13 protein-coding genes and 1 other RNA gene are annotated in these 16,883 nt (G+C 49.8%); 7 read left to right on the forward strand and 7 right to left on the reverse strand.

Features of this window, described 5'->3' with window-relative positions; translation table 11 throughout:
- Positions 1 to 122 precede the first annotated feature (122 nt).
- Positions 123 to 545, reverse strand: coding sequence for a cysteine rich repeat-containing protein (locus ACNQKP_RS05485; RefSeq protein ID WP_417863353.1), 423 nt, complete (start codon positions 543 to 545; stop codon positions 123 to 125).
- A 144-nt stretch (positions 546 to 689) separates the two neighbouring features.
- A complete protein-coding gene (locus tag ACNQKP_RS05490; RefSeq protein ID WP_417863354.1) occupies positions 690 to 1,166 on the reverse strand; it encodes a fibronectin type III domain-containing protein in 477 nt (158 codons plus the stop codon).
- Between the two features lie 97 nt (positions 1,167 to 1,263).
- Between ACNQKP_RS05490 and rnpB the strand changes: the two genes are divergently transcribed.
- The 3 genes from rnpB to ACNQKP_RS05505 all read left to right on the forward strand — a co-directional run bounded on the left by rnpB (position 1,264) and on the right by ACNQKP_RS05505 (position 4,534).
- Positions 1,264 to 1,647, forward strand: an RNA gene (gene rnpB, locus ACNQKP_RS05495) — RNase P RNA component class A.
- An 89-nt stretch (positions 1,648 to 1,736) separates the two neighbouring features.
- Positions 1,737 to 3,062: an alpha/beta fold hydrolase gene (locus ACNQKP_RS05500; RefSeq protein ID WP_417863356.1), complete on the forward strand. Its 1,326-nt coding sequence runs from the start codon at positions 1,737 to 1,739 to the stop codon at positions 3,060 to 3,062.
- Between the two features lie 104 nt (positions 3,063 to 3,166).
- Positions 3,167 to 4,534 (forward strand): DUF1214 domain-containing protein, encoded by a 1,368-nt coding sequence (locus tag ACNQKP_RS05505; protein WP_417863358.1) that lies wholly within the window; start codon positions 3,167 to 3,169, stop codon positions 4,532 to 4,534.
- 77 nt (positions 4,535 to 4,611) lie between these two features.
- Here ACNQKP_RS05505 and ACNQKP_RS05510 read toward each other — a convergent pair whose 3' ends face one another.
- The 4 genes from ACNQKP_RS05510 to ACNQKP_RS05525 all read right to left on the reverse strand — a co-directional run bounded on the left by ACNQKP_RS05510 (position 4,612) and on the right by ACNQKP_RS05525 (position 9,349).
- Positions 4,612 to 5,409 (reverse strand): hypothetical protein, encoded by a 798-nt coding sequence (locus ACNQKP_RS05510; protein ID WP_417863359.1) that lies wholly within the window; start codon positions 5,407 to 5,409, stop codon positions 4,612 to 4,614.
- Between the two features lie 114 nt (positions 5,410 to 5,523).
- Complete coding sequence (locus ACNQKP_RS05515; protein WP_417863361.1) at positions 5,524 to 6,669, reverse strand: BamA/TamA family outer membrane protein; 1,146 nt, start codon at positions 6,667 to 6,669, stop codon at positions 5,524 to 5,526.
- A 42-nt stretch (positions 6,670 to 6,711) separates the two neighbouring features.
- Positions 6,712 to 7,275 carry an outer membrane beta-barrel protein gene (locus ACNQKP_RS05520; RefSeq protein WP_417863362.1) on the reverse strand — a complete coding sequence of 188 codons (564 nt, stop codon included), beginning with the start codon at positions 7,273 to 7,275 and terminating at the stop codon, positions 6,712 to 6,714.
- 25 nt (positions 7,276 to 7,300) lie between these two features.
- Complete coding sequence (locus tag ACNQKP_RS05525) at positions 7,301 to 9,349, reverse strand: carbohydrate-binding family V/XII (protein ID WP_417863364.1); 2,049 nt, start codon at positions 9,347 to 9,349, stop codon at positions 7,301 to 7,303.
- A gap of 237 nt (positions 9,350 to 9,586) precedes the next feature.
- Here ACNQKP_RS05525 and ACNQKP_RS05530 point away from each other — a divergent pair, with 237 nt between their 5' ends.
- From ACNQKP_RS05530 to ACNQKP_RS05545, 4 genes are read left to right on the forward strand one after another with little or no spacing between them, the layout of a single operon-like run.
- Positions 9,587 to 11,170, forward strand: coding sequence for a YiiX/YebB-like N1pC/P60 family cysteine hydrolase (locus ACNQKP_RS05530; RefSeq protein ID WP_417863365.1), 1,584 nt, complete (start codon positions 9,587 to 9,589; stop codon positions 11,168 to 11,170).
- Between the two features lie 9 nt (positions 11,171 to 11,179).
- Positions 11,180 to 12,391, forward strand: a complete 1,212-nt coding sequence (locus tag ACNQKP_RS05535; RefSeq protein WP_417863366.1) for a hypothetical protein — start codon at positions 11,180 to 11,182, stop codon at positions 12,389 to 12,391.
- Positions 12,388 to 14,442 carry a phospholipase D-like domain-containing protein gene (locus ACNQKP_RS05540; protein ID WP_417863367.1) on the forward strand — a complete coding sequence of 685 codons (2,055 nt, stop codon included), beginning with the start codon at positions 12,388 to 12,390 and terminating at the stop codon, positions 14,440 to 14,442. Before ACNQKP_RS05535 ends, ACNQKP_RS05540 begins: the two co-directional genes overlap by 4 nt.
- Positions 14,443 to 14,502: 60 nt before the next feature.
- Entirely contained in the window at positions 14,503 to 16,296 is a 1,794-nt protein-coding gene (locus ACNQKP_RS05545) for a M3 family oligoendopeptidase (RefSeq protein ID WP_417863369.1), read from the forward strand.
- On the opposite strand, the gene ACNQKP_RS05550 is transcribed toward ACNQKP_RS05545, so the two are convergent.
- Positions 16,289 to 16,858 (reverse strand): GNAT family N-acetyltransferase, encoded by a 570-nt coding sequence (locus tag ACNQKP_RS05550; RefSeq protein ID WP_417863371.1) that lies wholly within the window; start codon positions 16,856 to 16,858, stop codon positions 16,289 to 16,291. The genes ACNQKP_RS05545 and ACNQKP_RS05550 overlap by 8 nt on opposite strands.
- Positions 16,859 to 16,883: the final 25 nt, after the last annotated feature.

Below are 16,883 nucleotides of genomic sequence, written 5' to 3' on the forward strand. Positions count from 1 at the left end.
CCCTGGGGATTAAAGTTTTGTAATTACGCTATGAGTCCTGCGCTTCGACAGACAATAATTTTCAGAATGATGATGAATGATTGAATTTCACTGCAGCTTAACAAGCGTTTTCTGCTGAAATCTTAGGGCCATTGGTTTTCAAGCAAATTTTTGCGTGCCTCCAAGGCATTGCGAATTCCAACTGTGCAGGAATTGGAAAGCTGACGGCTGTTGTCTTTCAAACAACGCAAGATGCGTCCCTCGCCCGGTTTAAGCATATCGCAAAACTGCAGCAGATCGTTGTTGCAGGCGCGGCGAAGCTCCACCATCAGCTGATGGACTCGTTGGCTGCGCTGACGGCAGTCCGTCGTCAGTTTGTCTTTGTGATCATCCAAACACTTTAAAAAGTTTCCGCCGCCGGGTTCAATATCCTGGCAATAGCGATTTAAATCTGCGCGGCAGGGATCCAGAGCGGTTTTTTCCATCTGGGCCAGGGCTTCAATAGAGAATATAAAAATCAGCGTAAAGATCAGGGTCAGCACGCCGACGATGAAACGATTTTCCATATGGCGAAACCTCCGGAGTGATCAATGCCATCCAGTGAAGTTGTTTATTCAGTTTTGAAAGGGGAGATTTTTTTAGAAGAGCCCTCTCTGAAGAGAAGTATGGAGGGCTCTTGAGAAACTTAGAACGAGAAAACTAAGGACGTGTTACTTTGCAGCCGGTGTTTCGAACATGGACATTGCAAAGAAGGACTTGCGGAATGTGCTCCAGTTTGTGGATTTCACAGCCGCGACTCTCCAGAAGTAATGTTTGCCAGCTTCCAGACCAGTTGCTTCGAACGTCGTGCCTTTAACAGCGTATTCGTTTGCCACCAACCATTTGAAGTTAGCATCTGTAGCCACTTGAACATGGTACTCGTCCGCGCCTGCAACGGATTTCCAAGTCAAAGTTGTTTTGTCAGCTTTGACGGAAGTGTAATAAGCCGGGCTCACAAGCTCTGGTTTTGCGGGAACTTCGTTTTTCGCAGGATCGGCTTTTGGCTGTGGGAACAGGGAGTTCATCTTTTCAGTCAAACCACCGTGGCCGCCGCCGTGACCACCACCACCATGAGCCTCTTCAGCCAAAGAAGCAGAAGCAAGAGTCAAAGTCATAGCGAACGCGAATAGAGATACCAAGATCTTCATGATTTAATCCTTTTGTAAACGATGCTTAGAAAGTAAAATAAAACCGGGATTAAGAAAACCTTCTTGCACGAAATGCTGGACGGTGTTAGAAATCCCCACGGTTTTGCGGATGATTGCTCTAATAATACTCTAAATTCCTGAAATTAGAGAGGAAAGTCCGGACTCCATATGGCAGCGCAAGGGGTAACGCCCCTCTACAGTAATGTAAGGAACAGTGGAACAGAGAGAATGTCCAGGGCATTGAGCCAGACACCGGGAACGGGAGGGTCTGGGGAGCTGCTGGAGTGAAAACAGCCAAACTCTGCGCGGAGCAAGATCAAATAGGGTGACACTAGTAGGGCGGCCAGCCCGTAGTCACCGGGTAAGATCGCTTGAGGGTGTCAGTAATGCCACTCCCAGAGGAATGATCATCCACGATTATCGGGTAAATTATGGGACCTGGTAGTTTGGACAGAATCCGGCTTATAGCAAAACCGAGATCCCGCCTTCTTTATAGACAACTCTGCAAGTTTTCCAAAACTTGAGAGTTTTCGTGCCCTTAGGATCCCTATTTGGGCTAAATTCCCCGCCATGAAAACACTGTTGTCTGTCCTGATCATGGCTGCGGGCATGGCTTCGCGCCTTGAGGCTCAGGCCCAAGTTTCTTTGAACATTCCTTCTGAATCGACTTATGAATCAGGCAAATCCCTTTGCCAGAAAACTTATGCGTCTTTGATCGCCCATGAAAAAGGGTTCTATGTCCGAGTCCCGGTGGACTATTCCCGCCCGGAACGGGGAATGACTGAGGTTTACTCTTATTTCCACCGAGGATTTGATCCCAGCAAAGAAACCATGATTTATTTCACCGGCGGACCCGGGCAAACCTCGCATTGGGGCCTGTTCCGCAATCCGATGCCCTATAACGTTCTGATTATGGAGCACCGGGGGATTGGCTGCTCCCGTCCGGACACGCGGGCCATGTTCCTTGATCCCTCTTATTATTCCTCTGAAAATGTTGCTCGTGACGCCCAGGTGGTTCGTCAGCACCTGATGATCAATCAATGGACCGTGTACGGAATTTCTTACGGCACGGTTCCGGCGACGATGTATGCATCACTGTTCCCACAAAACACCCGCGCCGCGATTTTAGAAGGTGTCGTTTATGACGGGGGCCTGCAGCTGTGGGATGCACCTCATCGTCGCAAGCTGCTGCAGAAGATGTTAAACTCTTTGCCGCCTTCGCTGATGGCAAGACTTGAAAGTGTTTCTGCGATTCATGGCATTCCCGACACATGGCTGTCCCGCCAGGCACGCACGCAGTTGATGTACAATGACGGCGTGAAAAAACTGAAAGAGCGCCTGGAGCTTTTAACTGATGACAAGGTCTTCAAAGATTTTTTGACCGAGGTTCGCAAAAGTTATGAGCCGATCACGTATACTCCGCACATCCTGTTTGCTTCCAACGACATCGCCTACATGATGATTTCCTGTCAGGAGCTGGGAATGGCGACACCGGACATCAGTATCGAGGATTCTTTTATCAAGGGTCAACTGGTACGTAAGGTGGATACTGATTCGTTGAAACAATGCGCACGCCTTCGCGCCAAAGGCGACAAGACCTATCGAGCGGAAAACTATCCGGTGAAAGTGCCGGTCACATATTTCCAGGGATCTGACGACGGGGCGACCGCGGCTCCAGAGGGAATTCGTCATTACGAAAATGTTCCGGTGGGATTCAAGCAGCTGGCGATTCTGGTGCGTGGCGGGCACAATCCGAATCTGGAACTAATCCTGTACGAAAATCCACAACAGTTGCAGATTTTTGATTATGCGATGAAGGGTTTGCCAATTCCCAAGTCTCTTTATTCTGAAATGAAAAAAGCCAGCGGCCATTTCTGGGCTTACACTTCCAACTGAAGTCGGGGCCGCTTGTTTGTCGGCACCGGCCTTTGAATGAATCTGTTTTCACGTTCCCACGGGGCTAAAATAGAGATCGTTGCTTAAAAGACAAGGAGGTCTTTATGTGGCAGTGGTCGAAGTGTATTTTTGTTTTCGTGCTGACAGCGTCCCTGTTTGCGGGATCGGCAGTCATCGCCGCGGATAAAACCGATCGTATCAGTGACAAGGATGTGGTGGATGCCTACGCCTATTATCTGGGACGCCTGCTGGTGTTGCGTCAGGAGCATCTTGATTTTCGCGATGAAGGTTTCCGCTGGAACAAAATCATCCATCGCTCCGTCGGTGGGGTGAAGTGGGCCAATCCCAATCTGGATGTGGCTTACAGTGAAGCCTGGGTGGGTCTGGATAAAAACTCCTGCACCATGCTGGAGGTTCCAAAAATCACGGGACGCTATTACACCATTCAAACTCTGAATGGCTGGGGTGAAACCACCTCGAACATCAATGAACGAACCTTCCCTCGTCATGCCTCGGGAAAATTTGCTTATTGTCTGCCTGACAGCACGGTGGCCTTAGGCGCGGATGTGCAGAAAGTGGTATTGCCAAGTGCGAAGTCACGCATTCTGGCGCGGATCGAGCTGGCAGCTGATCCGGCGCAGGCCGTGGCCTTGCAGAAGCAAATAAAACTGTACGCGACAGGCACACCGGTCCTGCCAAAAACGGTGGTGACACCGATATTTACCAATAAAAATCTTCCTGGCATTGCTGTCTTTGATAATGCCTCGGCTGTGCTTGCCAGTGAGGCTGACATCAATCCGGGAATGGATGAGTTGCAGGTGAAGGTTCGCGCCATTCAAAATGCCGCAAAGGGGACTGAGCGAAACCGACTGAATGAAGTTATTCGCAAGCGGGCTATTCCTGATTTTGTCAGTCAGTTTGCAAAATTTGGAACTGTAGGCAATGGCTGGCATTATCCCAAGGTGGTGGGGAACTATGGTTCTGACTATCGCGCCCGCACGGTGGTAAATTTTGGTGGCATCTGGGCCAACGACAGCAAAGAAGTCATTTATTATAAAACGAACACTGACGGGCAGCGAGCCGAGCTGAATGGTTCCAATGTCTATACTATGACTTTCCCGAAAGATCAGTTGCCGCAGTCTTTGGTGCGGTATTTCTGGTCGGTCATTGTGGTGGATGCCGAAAAGTTTCAAGTGGTGTCGAACCCCCTGAACCGCTACAACCTGAACGATCATTCCGGCCTGAAAACCAATGCCGATGGTTCGTTGACAGTGGTGTTTGCAAACAAACTTCCATCAGGGTATGCGCAGACCAACTGGTTGCCCACTCCGTCTGGGAAGAACTATCATCTGACTTTGCGGTTCTATGGGCCCACAAAAGAGCTTGAAAGCGGCCGATACTTCCCACCACCTCTGGTGAAGGTTGGTGGTTCTCTGGCCAAAGCCGACCGCAATTCAACCATTCTGAAATAAAAAAGAAAACCCGCCTTCGTTCTGAGGGCGGGTTTTCAACTCACAGGATCTTCATTCCTAAAGATCCACGTTCGTTTTTAATGTCTTGTTATAGGGAACTGGAAGTTCAAACCCACAAAAGTCTGATAGTTCGGAACGCCGAGGCCTTCATGGGCGACGGTCCACTGGGGTTCCGCGAAAAGATTCATGGTGGTTCCGCTTTCGAGCTTCCAAACTTTACCGACACCCACGCCAATAGGGATGTAATAGTCACCGGATTCCCAGTTAAAGAACCAGATCCCAGTTGAACGCAGATAAACCGCCGACGGCAGATTGTAGATGACGAAAGGCTGTAGGGTGGCGATGTTCTGGGTTGCGCGATCCTCGTCACCAGCAACATCGTGCTGATAAGTCAGTAGGCCTCCGATAAGACCCCAAGGGTGCGGGCTCATGACCATGGCTGAAGCGCCCACTTGCCATTTGCCAGCGCCGGTTTCATCCTCGCTGGCGGTGGGGAAGACAAAATAGGGACCGACACCGAACTCGACACTTTCTATACCTTTAAGCAGAAAAATATCAAACAGGTTGATATCACCCAGTCCGGACACTTGATCTCCGTCAGGACCCGGTACTGTTTGGTAAGGGATGGTCATACGGGCAATTTGCGGAAGTCCTCCCATCAGATGTGGCATGGCCCCTCGCAGATTGAATGAATTGGATGTTTCATCCGTGCCGAAGATGGAGGAGGTTATGTAGTCGTGCAAATTCAGCGCAACCATCGGAGTCAGTGGATTGTTGGACTTGTTCATGTCATCAGCAGAGGCATCGGCCAGGGCATTAGAGGTAGATGTTACAACTGCGAGGGCCGCCAGAATTTTTCTGAACTTAAGCTTCATGAATCCTCCACTGCATGAAGGTTTATTATTCCGTGGTGGTGCCGGTCATGGGTACTTGCAATGACGAAGACGGTAAAAAAACAAATATAAGATTTTGCCTGTCTTTTGAAGTTTTTAGAATGCCTGTCCCACACTGAAGTAGTAGCTGACTTTCTGGTCGCCATAGGCGGTGTCAAAGCGGAAGTCCACGGGATTCTTTTCCGCTATCCGAAATCGCACACCCAGGCCGCCACTTCCCAGGAAGGCGGCTCCGTCAAAGTCTGAAACTTTCGGGGCAAGTTGTCCGGCCCCCACGAAGGCGACACCACCCCAGCGATCGGTGAAACGATAGCGATATTCGGTTTGTGCGGCCCACATCATCTTGTCTCGGTACTTGCCGGTTTCATAGCCGCGCAGGTCGCCGCCCTGACCAAACATGCTCAGGCTGTAAAAGGGCACATCACCATAGGAAAAACGCGCCATCAGGCGATAGGCAAAAACTGAAAAAGGTGCCAGTTGCAGATATTGATTCCAGGAGATTTTATAAGTCTGGTAAGTGGTGTTGTCGTGCAGGTCTTCGCTGTGAAATTCAGCCTGCAGATCAAACAGGGACCCTTCCGTCGGATAGAAGCTGTCATTGCGGGTGTCACGTTCGGCTTTCAGATTCGGCGCAATGAAATCTGTTTTGGCGACGATTTCATCGGCCAGGTCGCCAGGAATATTTTCAGATTCAATGCCGGTTTTGATTTCTGCACCGATCAGTTCGATTCCCAGGAATAATTTGTTGGTTACCTGTTTCATTAACCGTAATCCGGCGAAGTCGACCTCTTGTCTTAGCGGAATGGAGATGTCTTGCTTGTTCTGGTCATAACCGACGCCGTAAAAGTCGTAAAAGACTGTGGCCATTCCGACAGCCAAGCCCACGCGCCACTGGTCATTGGCCAGCTTTCCGGAATAGGCAAGGCCTCCGCCATAAGAATGTTTTTCGGTATAGAAAGCACCGCCTCCGACAATAGAGGGCGGACTTTCATCATCCTTCAGGGTGAAGATGTATTGCCCCATCAGTGCAAGGCCCCATCCCTGACTGGGATTCAGAAATGGAATGGGGGCGATGACAAATTCATTTTTGTCTTTTTTGTGAACGGCATTGAAGGGTGTGGGTTGAACGGCATTCACCGGAAAGGTTTTTTCGTCATCCAGTAAATCCGAAGACTCGTCCCATTGCATGCGCGGTCCTTCCGCAGCGGAAGACGGCTGAGCCTCCGCTGAAAAAGAAAACATAAATCCAGAAATGATCAACGAAAGTGATTTCCTCATTTTCGATCAATCCATAGAGTAAGTCAGATTCAGACCCACTGCCTTATAGTTGCCAAGACCTTTCGCCACAGCACCGTTGGCTCCATCAATGTAGAAATTAAAGCCGAACTTGGGTGTGGCCTTGAACAGTACACCGAAGATGATCGGGAAGGTGGGTGTGTCGACATCCTTCACCTGACAGGAATCACTGCCCGAGCAGGACTTCGAGATATTGATACTGGTATGAAAACCCATGTACATGCCGAACTGTTCACCGGACTTGATCAGGATATCCACCGGAATATCCAGATAATCCAGATGGAAGTCGATGGTCTGCCCGGTGATGTCACTTTCAGACTGCAGGGGTCTTTGCGTGTATAAAACCCCGGTGCGGAAATGAACCGGGCCCTGCTCCATCGGGACGTGAACAAACACGCCACCCTGGAAGCCGACCTGCGAGTTGGCTGAAAAATTCAATCCACCGACATCACCGGCCTGCTGTCGCGCGCCCAGTTCAATGCCCCAGTCCATGGCGGCCATCGAGGTTGAAGTAAACAGAGTCAAAACCAAATAACAGAAAATCCTTTTCATAGTCATGGTGCACTCCTTTTTTTATTCATCTGCGGAACCCGCCACCATGGAAGCCGCCGCCTGCGCGGAAGCCCCCTCCTTGCAGCTGTGGTCGTCCTGAAAAATCACGGCCGGTCGGGGGACGGGCCACATCACGGTTGATATTCCTTGATCCGTGCATGCGATCCAGATCTGCGGTGTTCTTGCGATCGACATTTTCCCAGGAACCCGGGCCAATATTCTTTTGCCAGCCTGAATCAGTCCGGCGATAAACCTGACCATCGTGGGTCGCATAAATGCTGGAACTGTCGTTGCCGCGGATGAACTTGGTCTGTCCAATGGTGTTGGTGGTGATGCCGTGGCCACCCGGTCCTGAGATGACGGTATGACGACCCCAGTTGGTGTAAGTGTTGTTGATGTTGACATTCACAAACGTCGGGCCATAGCAGCAGTATCCCCAACCCCACGGATACATCAGTGAACCCATGGAAAAGCCCATAAAGAATCCGGCCTCATAGCCCCAGCCATATCCCACGCCAAATCCGTAAGTGCTGGGCGCCGGGTACCACTGACTGCCCGAGGTGTAAGAGTCATAGTTGTATCCGGTGCCATATACGATCGTGCCATCGGCGGAAACAAACGTGCCGTGATAGCCGGGAGTGTATCCCACCGTGACCATGTCTGAGGTGGATCCATACACGTGAACATAAGTGACATAGTAAAGCGGGGACGAGGCGGGAATTTTATAGATCTCATCCGGGACGGCCAGGGCCACTTGCCAAGGACCTTTTGCCGAGGTGGCGGTGAACCACACACCGTCCTGAACCAGATAGAAGGATTCCGTTGTCACTTCAATCAGCGGGCTGTTGCAGTTTTGCGCGAACTTTAAATTGGTGCCGGGAATGGACTGCCACTTTACGGTGCCGTCACAAGCGATGTCCTTGGGTTTAAGGTCCCTTTTCACCTGAGCGGTCTGGGGAATCTGACTGACCACAACGGCCTCTTTTGCCTGAGGGGTGCCCGGAACAGACACCAGCACTTCGGCTACGGGGCTTTTCACTGGGATCTTGGCAAAATCTTTGGGAAGCTGTTTGCCGCTGACATAGCTCCATGTCCCTTGAAGGCTGGCAGAACGGAACCAGCGTCCTGAAACAAGTGTGTAGTAATTCTGATCCTTGGAATCTATGAAGATGGAATTAGGTGAATTCGACATGTAAAGCAAAGCCGTGCCATCGACGGCCGAGTACTTGGGTTCACCGGTGCTTTGTAAAAGTTCAGTGGGTTTTGTTGCGACAATAATTTTCGGTGTGACTCCGGGTTGGTACAAAGGTTTGCCGTCGGGGCCCTTGCCTTCCAGCGGATCGATCTTTTTATCCTTCACCAGCTTGTCTTTGATCATCACGAACTTCGAAGTCGGTCCGGATTTAGAGACCTGCCAAGGGCCTTTGAAGTCCGCTGCTTGAAACCATTTTCCCAGGGCCCACAGATAGAAGTCCTTTGAGTCTTCCTGATGCAGGAACAGGGCGCTGGAGTTCACAACGCGTTTAACCTCTTTGGCGCCGGCAGATTCGGTCCATCGGGGTTCACCGGAAATCATAATCAGGATTGAAGGTTGCGAGACAAAGACGAAATCCGGGGGTGCATTGTGCAACTTGGGCTGCTGGGCACTGCTGCTGGTGGATGCCGACAGATTATCGACCAAGGTCCGGTAAGAGACCGTCACGGTTTTTCCATCCAGTTTGTTTTCGATCTCGGTTTGCAAATCGTTGTTGGTGATATTGGCGGTGGGAGCCTGCAGGTTCTTGATGCGGATGCGGCTTAATTCGACAAGGTCGGATTCCTTGTTGATGGCAGCCTTTGCTTCTATTTTGCAGCTGCCGTAATAGTCTTTGCCATCGCGGGTTAATTTAAAAGCCGCTCGCGCCTTGATGTCGTTTTGATTCAGGGATTCAACTTGGGGTTGATACATCTCGACGGTCTGATTGTTGGCGAGCTTTATTTCCTGGGGCCAGGGGCGGTTTTGTGCGGGTTTGTCCTGAGCTGTTGCCATAAACGGAAGAGTCAGAAAAAGAAGGACCGCGATCCAAGACTTCACGGAATGTCTCCTCTGATTGATAAATCAAAGTTTATCAATATGAATAGAGTCCACAATTCAGCCGCAGAAATTACATTGGTCTAGGTTTACCGATTATCGATTGGTACCTTGTCCAGAGAAGGATTTGTTGGTGTCCTTTTGCACTGGTCCTCTGGACCAGATTTTGTGTCGCTAAACATCTTTAAAGCGAGAAGTTAGTACACCTCAGATAATCTGATTTGTATGGAGGGAAATCCCATGCGTTTCGCTATTGTTCTGTTGTGTGCACTCACAGCATTTGTTGGCGCTTGTTCTTCGTTCAAATCTTCCACGGAAAGAACGCCAGCAGCGACCTACTATGTAGATCCTCAATACTATGACCTGCAGGTTTTGATGGCGGAAGCTTTGGACTTCCGTGCGACAGCCTTGCGCTTTGCTGATGAAAAAAAGCTGGGTCAAACAGGTGACGTGTCCTTGAGTCGTTCTGAGGGTGAATGGGTTCGCGCCATGGGCGCGAAGTATCTGGAAACACGCAAAAAACTGATGGATTTGGCGATCGCTGAAGGTGAGTACTTCGCGGGTAAAAATCAGGTGAAGTTGGCGCCGTATAAAGGCACCAAAGCCGAAAAGAAAGAGCGCAATGTTCGCAAGGATACCTACGAAACATATAATGTTTTGAATGTGGATCCAAAAGATGCTCAGGGCGAAAAGCAGATATTCCGCATGCAGATGGCTTTGGCTTCCGCATTGCTTCTGATGGACAACTATCTGGTTGCCATCCAGCCATTCAACGAAAACTCTTCTTTGCGTTATGTTCTGAACTATGACGTTCCTCAAAAACGTGCATTACAGGCGATTGCGGATTCCTATTCCTCCACGCATCGTCGTGATCAGATCGAAGACGCGATCAAGTTCATCGACTCTGTGATGGCTTGGCGTCGCGCCAACGGTGAAAAAACCAGCCCGGAAGAAGCTCAGCTTTATACTCTGACTCAATCCAGTATCTGGTATCTTGCAGTTAAGAATGACAAGACCGGCACTGGCTTTAAAGATGCCATTGCGAACCTGTGGAATCGTCTGACGTTGCGTGGAAAACGCGGCGTGCGTGCGGTGTCTTACGGGGTGAGCATGGGCTTTGGTAACATGGTCGGCCTGGTAGAAACCCGTAAGGGCTTCCTTTACAACATGTCTGAATCCGAAAAAGCCAATCTGATTGGCGAAATGAAACCTCTGGACATTCTGATGGAGAAAACTCCATTCCGTCTGACCGACAAGATGATCCCGGGCCACTATGGTCACGTGGCGATCTGGTTGGGCACTGAAGCACAGCTTAAAGACCTGCAGGTTTGGGACCAGATCCCGGCCAAAATTCAGGCGAAGATCCGCGCCGGTCACCGCATCGTGGAAGCTTTGCGCCCGGGTGTGGAACTGAACACATTGGAACACTTCCTGAATATCGATGACTTCCTGGTGGTGCGTGACACTCGTTCCAACATCACGGATGAATATCGTCGCAAGGCCGTTCTGCAGGCGATTGCCCAGATCGGTAAAGAGTATGACTTCAACTTCGACGTTCACACTCACACCCGTATCGTTTGTTCCGAGATCGCGTATGTGGTCTTTGGTGATGTGAAATGGCCTTTGGAGGAAACTCTGCGCCGTTACACCATCAGCCCGGACAACGTGGCTCAGCTGGCGATTGGCAACCAAAGAACTTTCGAACCGGTGATCATGTATTACGACGGTAAGCGCGTTTACAAGGATCTGCCTTATTCTTTGGGTCTTTTGTTGAAAGCCGACGACCAACACTACGCTGAATTTAAAAAATTCCAGAATCTGTAGGAAGTAATCATGAAGATGACGATGAAATCCGCTTTGATTGCCTGCACAGCCCTGATGGCTGTGCATTGCACCCACAAAGAGGTGCGTGAACCAGCCAGTGAAAAGAAGTACACGATCTCGGATGGTCAGACTCAGGCCTTGGCTGATCTGATCGGGGGGGATTCCCCTTTGAAGCCGTATCGTCATCCGATGAAGATTTCTTTCCACACCAATGGCGATCAAAAGTATCTTTCTGAAACTGCCCGTAAGGCGCTGAATCAGGCGATTATTGAAACGCTGGGTGTGGAGAATCCGGAACAGGGTCTTGCCAAACTGGCGGCAGGAAATCTGAAAGACGCGATGATCGAAAACTTTGTAAAGACCCTGCGTGTTTACAAGATCATCAACACCGGACTGCAGGTGGATCTGACTTTCCTGCCCCAGCCGAATCAAAAGAATGACTATGCGACCGAGTTGAACAGCAATCAGCTGGTTCGCTTCAATGAAACCGGCGCCTTGAGCTCCAAGTGGGATCAGCTGGAAAAATCCACCGACACCAGTACAGTTTATAACAACTCAGTATACATCCCGGTCAACCAGGGGAAAGCCGACTATATCGGCGGTACAGTGACCTTTTATGTCGAGATTATGGACACCCGTCCTAAATTCGGTCTGCCAAGCATTAAAAAGAACGGCGTCAAAGGCTTTGCCCGTTATCGCCGATACTATCGCCTGAACCGCGAAGTACAAAAGTCAGTTACCTGTGAAGGATTCACGCTGTCCGCTAAGAAGGCCGGCTCCGGAGTGCCGTTGTTCTATACGGTGGATCTGTATAAGAACTTCAGCCTGAAAGACATCATTCCGACTGAAGAAACCATCGAAGTCTTCCCGGGCCTTGTGGCCTCGAACAACGAGGGACGTTCTGAGTTGATGCCGGATAAATATGAGAAAACCGGCAAGTCCATTCCAACGGGCCAGTTCCTGGTGGAAAGCAAAAAATCCTTTATGGAAGAGATCAGCTTCAATCTGGAGAAGATTGTTTACGACCTGAAAGAGAAAAAGCTGGATCGCGATCGTTCCCGAGTCAAGCTGGTGGAATACTACTCCTCCCGCGATAGCGACAACATGGCAAACGAGACCCAGGCTCTTTATTCCGCGCGCATCCAATATTTGAAAAAATGTGAGTCTTCGATGGAGAAGTTCCTGAATCTGGATGCTCTGGTGAACGGAGGTGTCCTGTGAAAAAGACCTTGTTGATTCTTAGTTCTGTGGTTTTTGCCTCGACTGCGGTGGCGCAAACAGCACAGGTCTCCTTGAAAGAGCGCCTTGCTGCCATGGACTATTATAAGAAAAATCATGACATGATGTTTGCGGCTGAAGCTTGCCGCCGTCCTGAGACTTTGCTTCAGGAGATCAAAAAGCTCCCAGCGGCCGAGCAAACCAAGGCGCGTGCTTTTGTGAAAGCCAATGATTCCATCGTGCCTGAAAAAATCCTGCTTCCGTTGGTTTATTGGAAGTTTGTGAAAAAGAACGCGGCGAACGAAGGTAAAGTGATGCAGTACTGGCTGCAGATGCGTTTGCAAGCCCTGCGTGACTATGCTGACAATCCTTTGGTTAAAGACAAGGCGGCTCAGAACGAAGCGCGCTCTTTGATGACTTCGTGGGCCACGGCTTCCAATTTGAATCTGACCAGCCGTGAGCTGACTGAAAATCTGCAGAAGCGTTTCCCGCAGATGGACCCGTACTCTTTGTCGGCTGGGGGCTTTGTCCCTGGCAACATCGTAGAACTGGTCAGTCATAATGAGATTTCTCCGGAAAGAATCCAGTGGTTCAATGACCGCGTGATCTTTGCCGGTGGGGTTTTGGATTTCAATCAGCCCTATATGAAGATGCCTTTGCATAAGGATGATGAAGGACATCCGTCTTTCAAGGATCCGATGTTTGCCAAAATCCGTGACATGATTCTTTCCGCGAAAGAATCCGTGTTCATCGATATCTTCCTGTTTGGTGGAACCATGGGTGGAACTTTGAGCAAGTTCCTTCTGGATCAGGCGGTGGAAAAGAAAAAAGCCAATCCGAACTTCAAAGTGCTTCTGTTGCATGACTATGCAACGAACTACAATATGAAGGATGAGATGATGCCGATCTTTAAATACATCAAGGATCGTGCCGCGACTGACCCGGGTCTGAAGGGTTCTGTGTATTTGCTTCAGGCCAATATTCAGCGCCATCCGCCAGGCATTCCGTTCGGCATCACCAACCTGGTGCCTAAAACTGAAGAGACCTTCAAAGCTCTTGAAAAACGTAATACGTATTACGAGTCCAAGATCGATCACAGTAAAGTGATCGTGGTAGATGCCGAATCTGATGAGCCTCAGGCGTATTTTGGTTCCAAGAACTGGTCGGATCACAGCGGTGGTTATTACTATGATAATGCCCTGTACGTGAAAGGCCCTGCGGCTGCGCTGGTTCAGGCGGCGTACTATGACGACGTGGACGCGGCCCTGACGACAGACCCGAATGAAAAGAAATGGTTCTTCTATAAGGAAGAAGGCTACGGCAACGAAGCTTACCTGAAAAACCGTGATCAGATTTTGGCGTGGTTCCGCGTGGATAGAACTTCGTTCCCGGCCGTGGGGAATCAGTCTGTACGTCTGGCGGAAGCCAATGTGGATGGCAAAATCAAAGACACCCGCAACATGCTGGTGGATATGATTATGAAAGCCGAAAGCCATATTTATATGGAGCATCTGTTCATTTATGACAAGTATATCAACGACGCCCTGATGAAGCGTAAGGCGCAGGTTCCGGGTCTGAAAATCCGTATTCTGGCTGACCACAACGGAAACTTCAGCCTGGGTGGATTGCCAAATACGTTGTACTTGGATCAGTTGCTGCGTCATGGGGTTGAAGTTCGTGCTCGTCGTACTTTGGGTATCGAGGCGAAGTTCCCTAATGGAAAAACACAAGGTTATCACCAGGAAAATCACCGCAAGATCACTTCCGTTGACGGCAAAGTGATGCTGGTGGGTTCTTCGAACTTGAATCCGGATACTTTGCAGGGCAGTTTCCGTGAGTTCGGAGCTCAGCTGTTTGATCAAAAAGTTATCGGCGGTTTCGAGGAAGAGTTCCTGGATGCCTGGAGCGACGACAAGCTTGTTGGTCCGTTCTATGAAGGCGAGCGCCTGCAACTGCAGGTGATGGGTAAAACCCTTTCACCGGAACTAAGCAAGATCATCAATGATCTCGGTTCCACGGTGCTAAGAGCCAAAGACGACATCGAAAAGCGTTAAAAACAAAAAGGGCCCCAAAGGCCCTTTTTGTTTTTCTGTCCATGCGGTAAGATAATTCCCATGGAAAAAATGGCTTGGAATCTGGAATCTGAATATCCTTCTTACAACTCTCCTGAATTTCAGTCTGAATTTGACCTGGTAAAATCCAAGGTCGATCAGCTGGAAAAGGACGTTAAATCCCTGAAGACTCCGTTTGAAAACGAAGTGGAAAAGATCCAGAAAGTCTGGATCGACGTGGAAGACACCCAAGTTCTGCTTGGTAATATGTCGACCTTCCTGAATTGTCATCTGTCGGTGGACAGCACTTTGAATGAGGCGCAGGCAAAGAAGTCCGAGGTGATGGCGCTGAGCTCCCGTATGTGGCAGATCCTGATCCCGGTGGATAACTTTATGAAACGTTGTTCAGAGGAAACTCTGAACAAGATTCTTTCCCACCCGGAACTGACCCCAGCAAAATTTGACTGGAGCCAGGAACGCACACAAAAACCTTTCATGCTTTCTGATGACGAAGAAACTTTGTTGCAGGCACTTTCAATGCCCGGCTTGCATGCTTGGGGCGAGCTTTACACCAATTTGAGCGGCACCATGCGCTGTGAGATGAAATTCAAAGATCGCACAGAAACTGTGGGCTTGGCGAAAGCATCCGCATTGATTCGCAGTCAGGATGAAGAAACCCGTCGTGTGGCGTGGACTTCCATTCAAAATGCATGGACCACGCACAAGGAAACAGCTTCTTCGATCTTAAATGCTTTGGCTGGCTGGCGCCACGAGGTGATCAAGAAACGTTCTCAGGTGAAACCAGCCCATTATCTGGATCAGTCCTTGTTCTATAGCCGTATCACCCAGGAAACTTTGGATGCGATGCTGACGGCTTGTTATGAAAACGTCGATATGTCCCGTCGTGCGAATCTGGCGATGGCAAAGCTGATGGGTAAAAAGTCTTTGGACCCGTGGGATCTGCTGGCGCAAAGCCCGATTTCAGCCTCCAAAACAGAGCGCAGCTATGAAGAAGGCTTGAACATGATCAAGGATGCCTTCGGTCAGGCGTCGCCAGATATGGCGCAGTTCGTGGACATGATGGCTGATAAGCGCTGGATCGAAGCGCGAGTTCTTCCGAACAAACGCAACGGCGCTTATTGCACCGGCTTCCGTAAGAAACGAGAACCGCGGGTGTTCATGACCTATATGGGTTCTAACAGTGATATTTCGACATTGGCGCACGAACTGGGACATGCTTATCATTCCTGGGTGATGCGTGATATGCCGATTGCTGAATGTGGTTACCCGATGACGTTGGCTGAAACGGCCAGCATTTTCTCGGAAACCCTTTTGCATGATGTGCTGTTGACCAACTCCAAAACCCGTGAAGAGAAGATCGAATTTGCGTGGGGTGAGATGGAGCGTGCGACGGCATTCCTGCTGAATATCCCGGCTCGATATGATTTTGAAAAAAGCTTCTATGAAATGCGTGAAAAACGCTCTGTCAGCGCGGATGAACTGAGCAAGCTGACAGACGAGGCGTGGAGCAAGTGGTACGGCAGCACCTTGAGCGAGAACGACAAAATGTACTGGGCAACCAAACTGCATTTTTCGATGTCTGGTATCAGCTTCTATAACTATCCGTACACGTTCGGTTACCTGTTCAGCATCAGTGTTTATGCCCGTCGTGAAGAGCTGGGTAAGGACTTTATGAAGACTTACGTCAACATTCTGCGCGACACCGGTCGTATGACGGCGGAAGAACTGGTGCAAAAGCATCTGGGCGAAGACATCCGTAAACCGGAGTTCTGGAGAAAATCCATCGCGGTCATTAATCGCAAAATTGAAGAATTCGAAAAACTCGCCCTTAGCTAGGGCGAGCTCTTAGATCCAGTGACATGGAAATGTCATCGGTGAAAGTTCCATCGGGTTGGCGATAAGCTTCGCGCAAATAGCCAACCTGCCGGAATCCCAGTTTTTCATACAGTTTGAACGCCGGTTGATTCGCACTCATCACGTTCAGTTCCAGAAAGCTCAGGCCTTCGATGCTTTGAGCGACTTCAATCAGACGACGCAATAAAGCTTCGCCCAATCCCTGGCCGCGATAATCATGATGCACTGACATTCCCAAACCCGCGCGGTGGCCGCGTTTGCTGTCTTTGAACGCCACCATGTTGGTGATGCCGATGATGCGGCCCTGGTGTTCGGCGATGATCAAAGCCCCCTTGGGATCTTCATTGGCATCGGTTATCCACTTCACTTGAGTTTCCACGGTTTTCTTTGCCGCTGACTCCACCGTTGACAGAATGTAGGGTGATGTTGGCAGAACCTCCAGAAAGGCATTTAGTAATGCCTCGGCTTCGCTGACCAAAGCAGGCCTCATAATGATGGAATTGCCGTTTTTCAGCTGAATGGTGCGGGTTTCATGCAAAGCCATTTGGACCTCCTTTGGTGATCTTTAA

The organism is Bdellovibrio bacteriovorus (genome assembly GCF_048286975.1).
GTDB classification, from domain to species: domain Bacteria; phylum Bdellovibrionota; class Bdellovibrionia; order Bdellovibrionales; family Bdellovibrionaceae; genus Bdellovibrio; species Bdellovibrio bacteriovorus_H.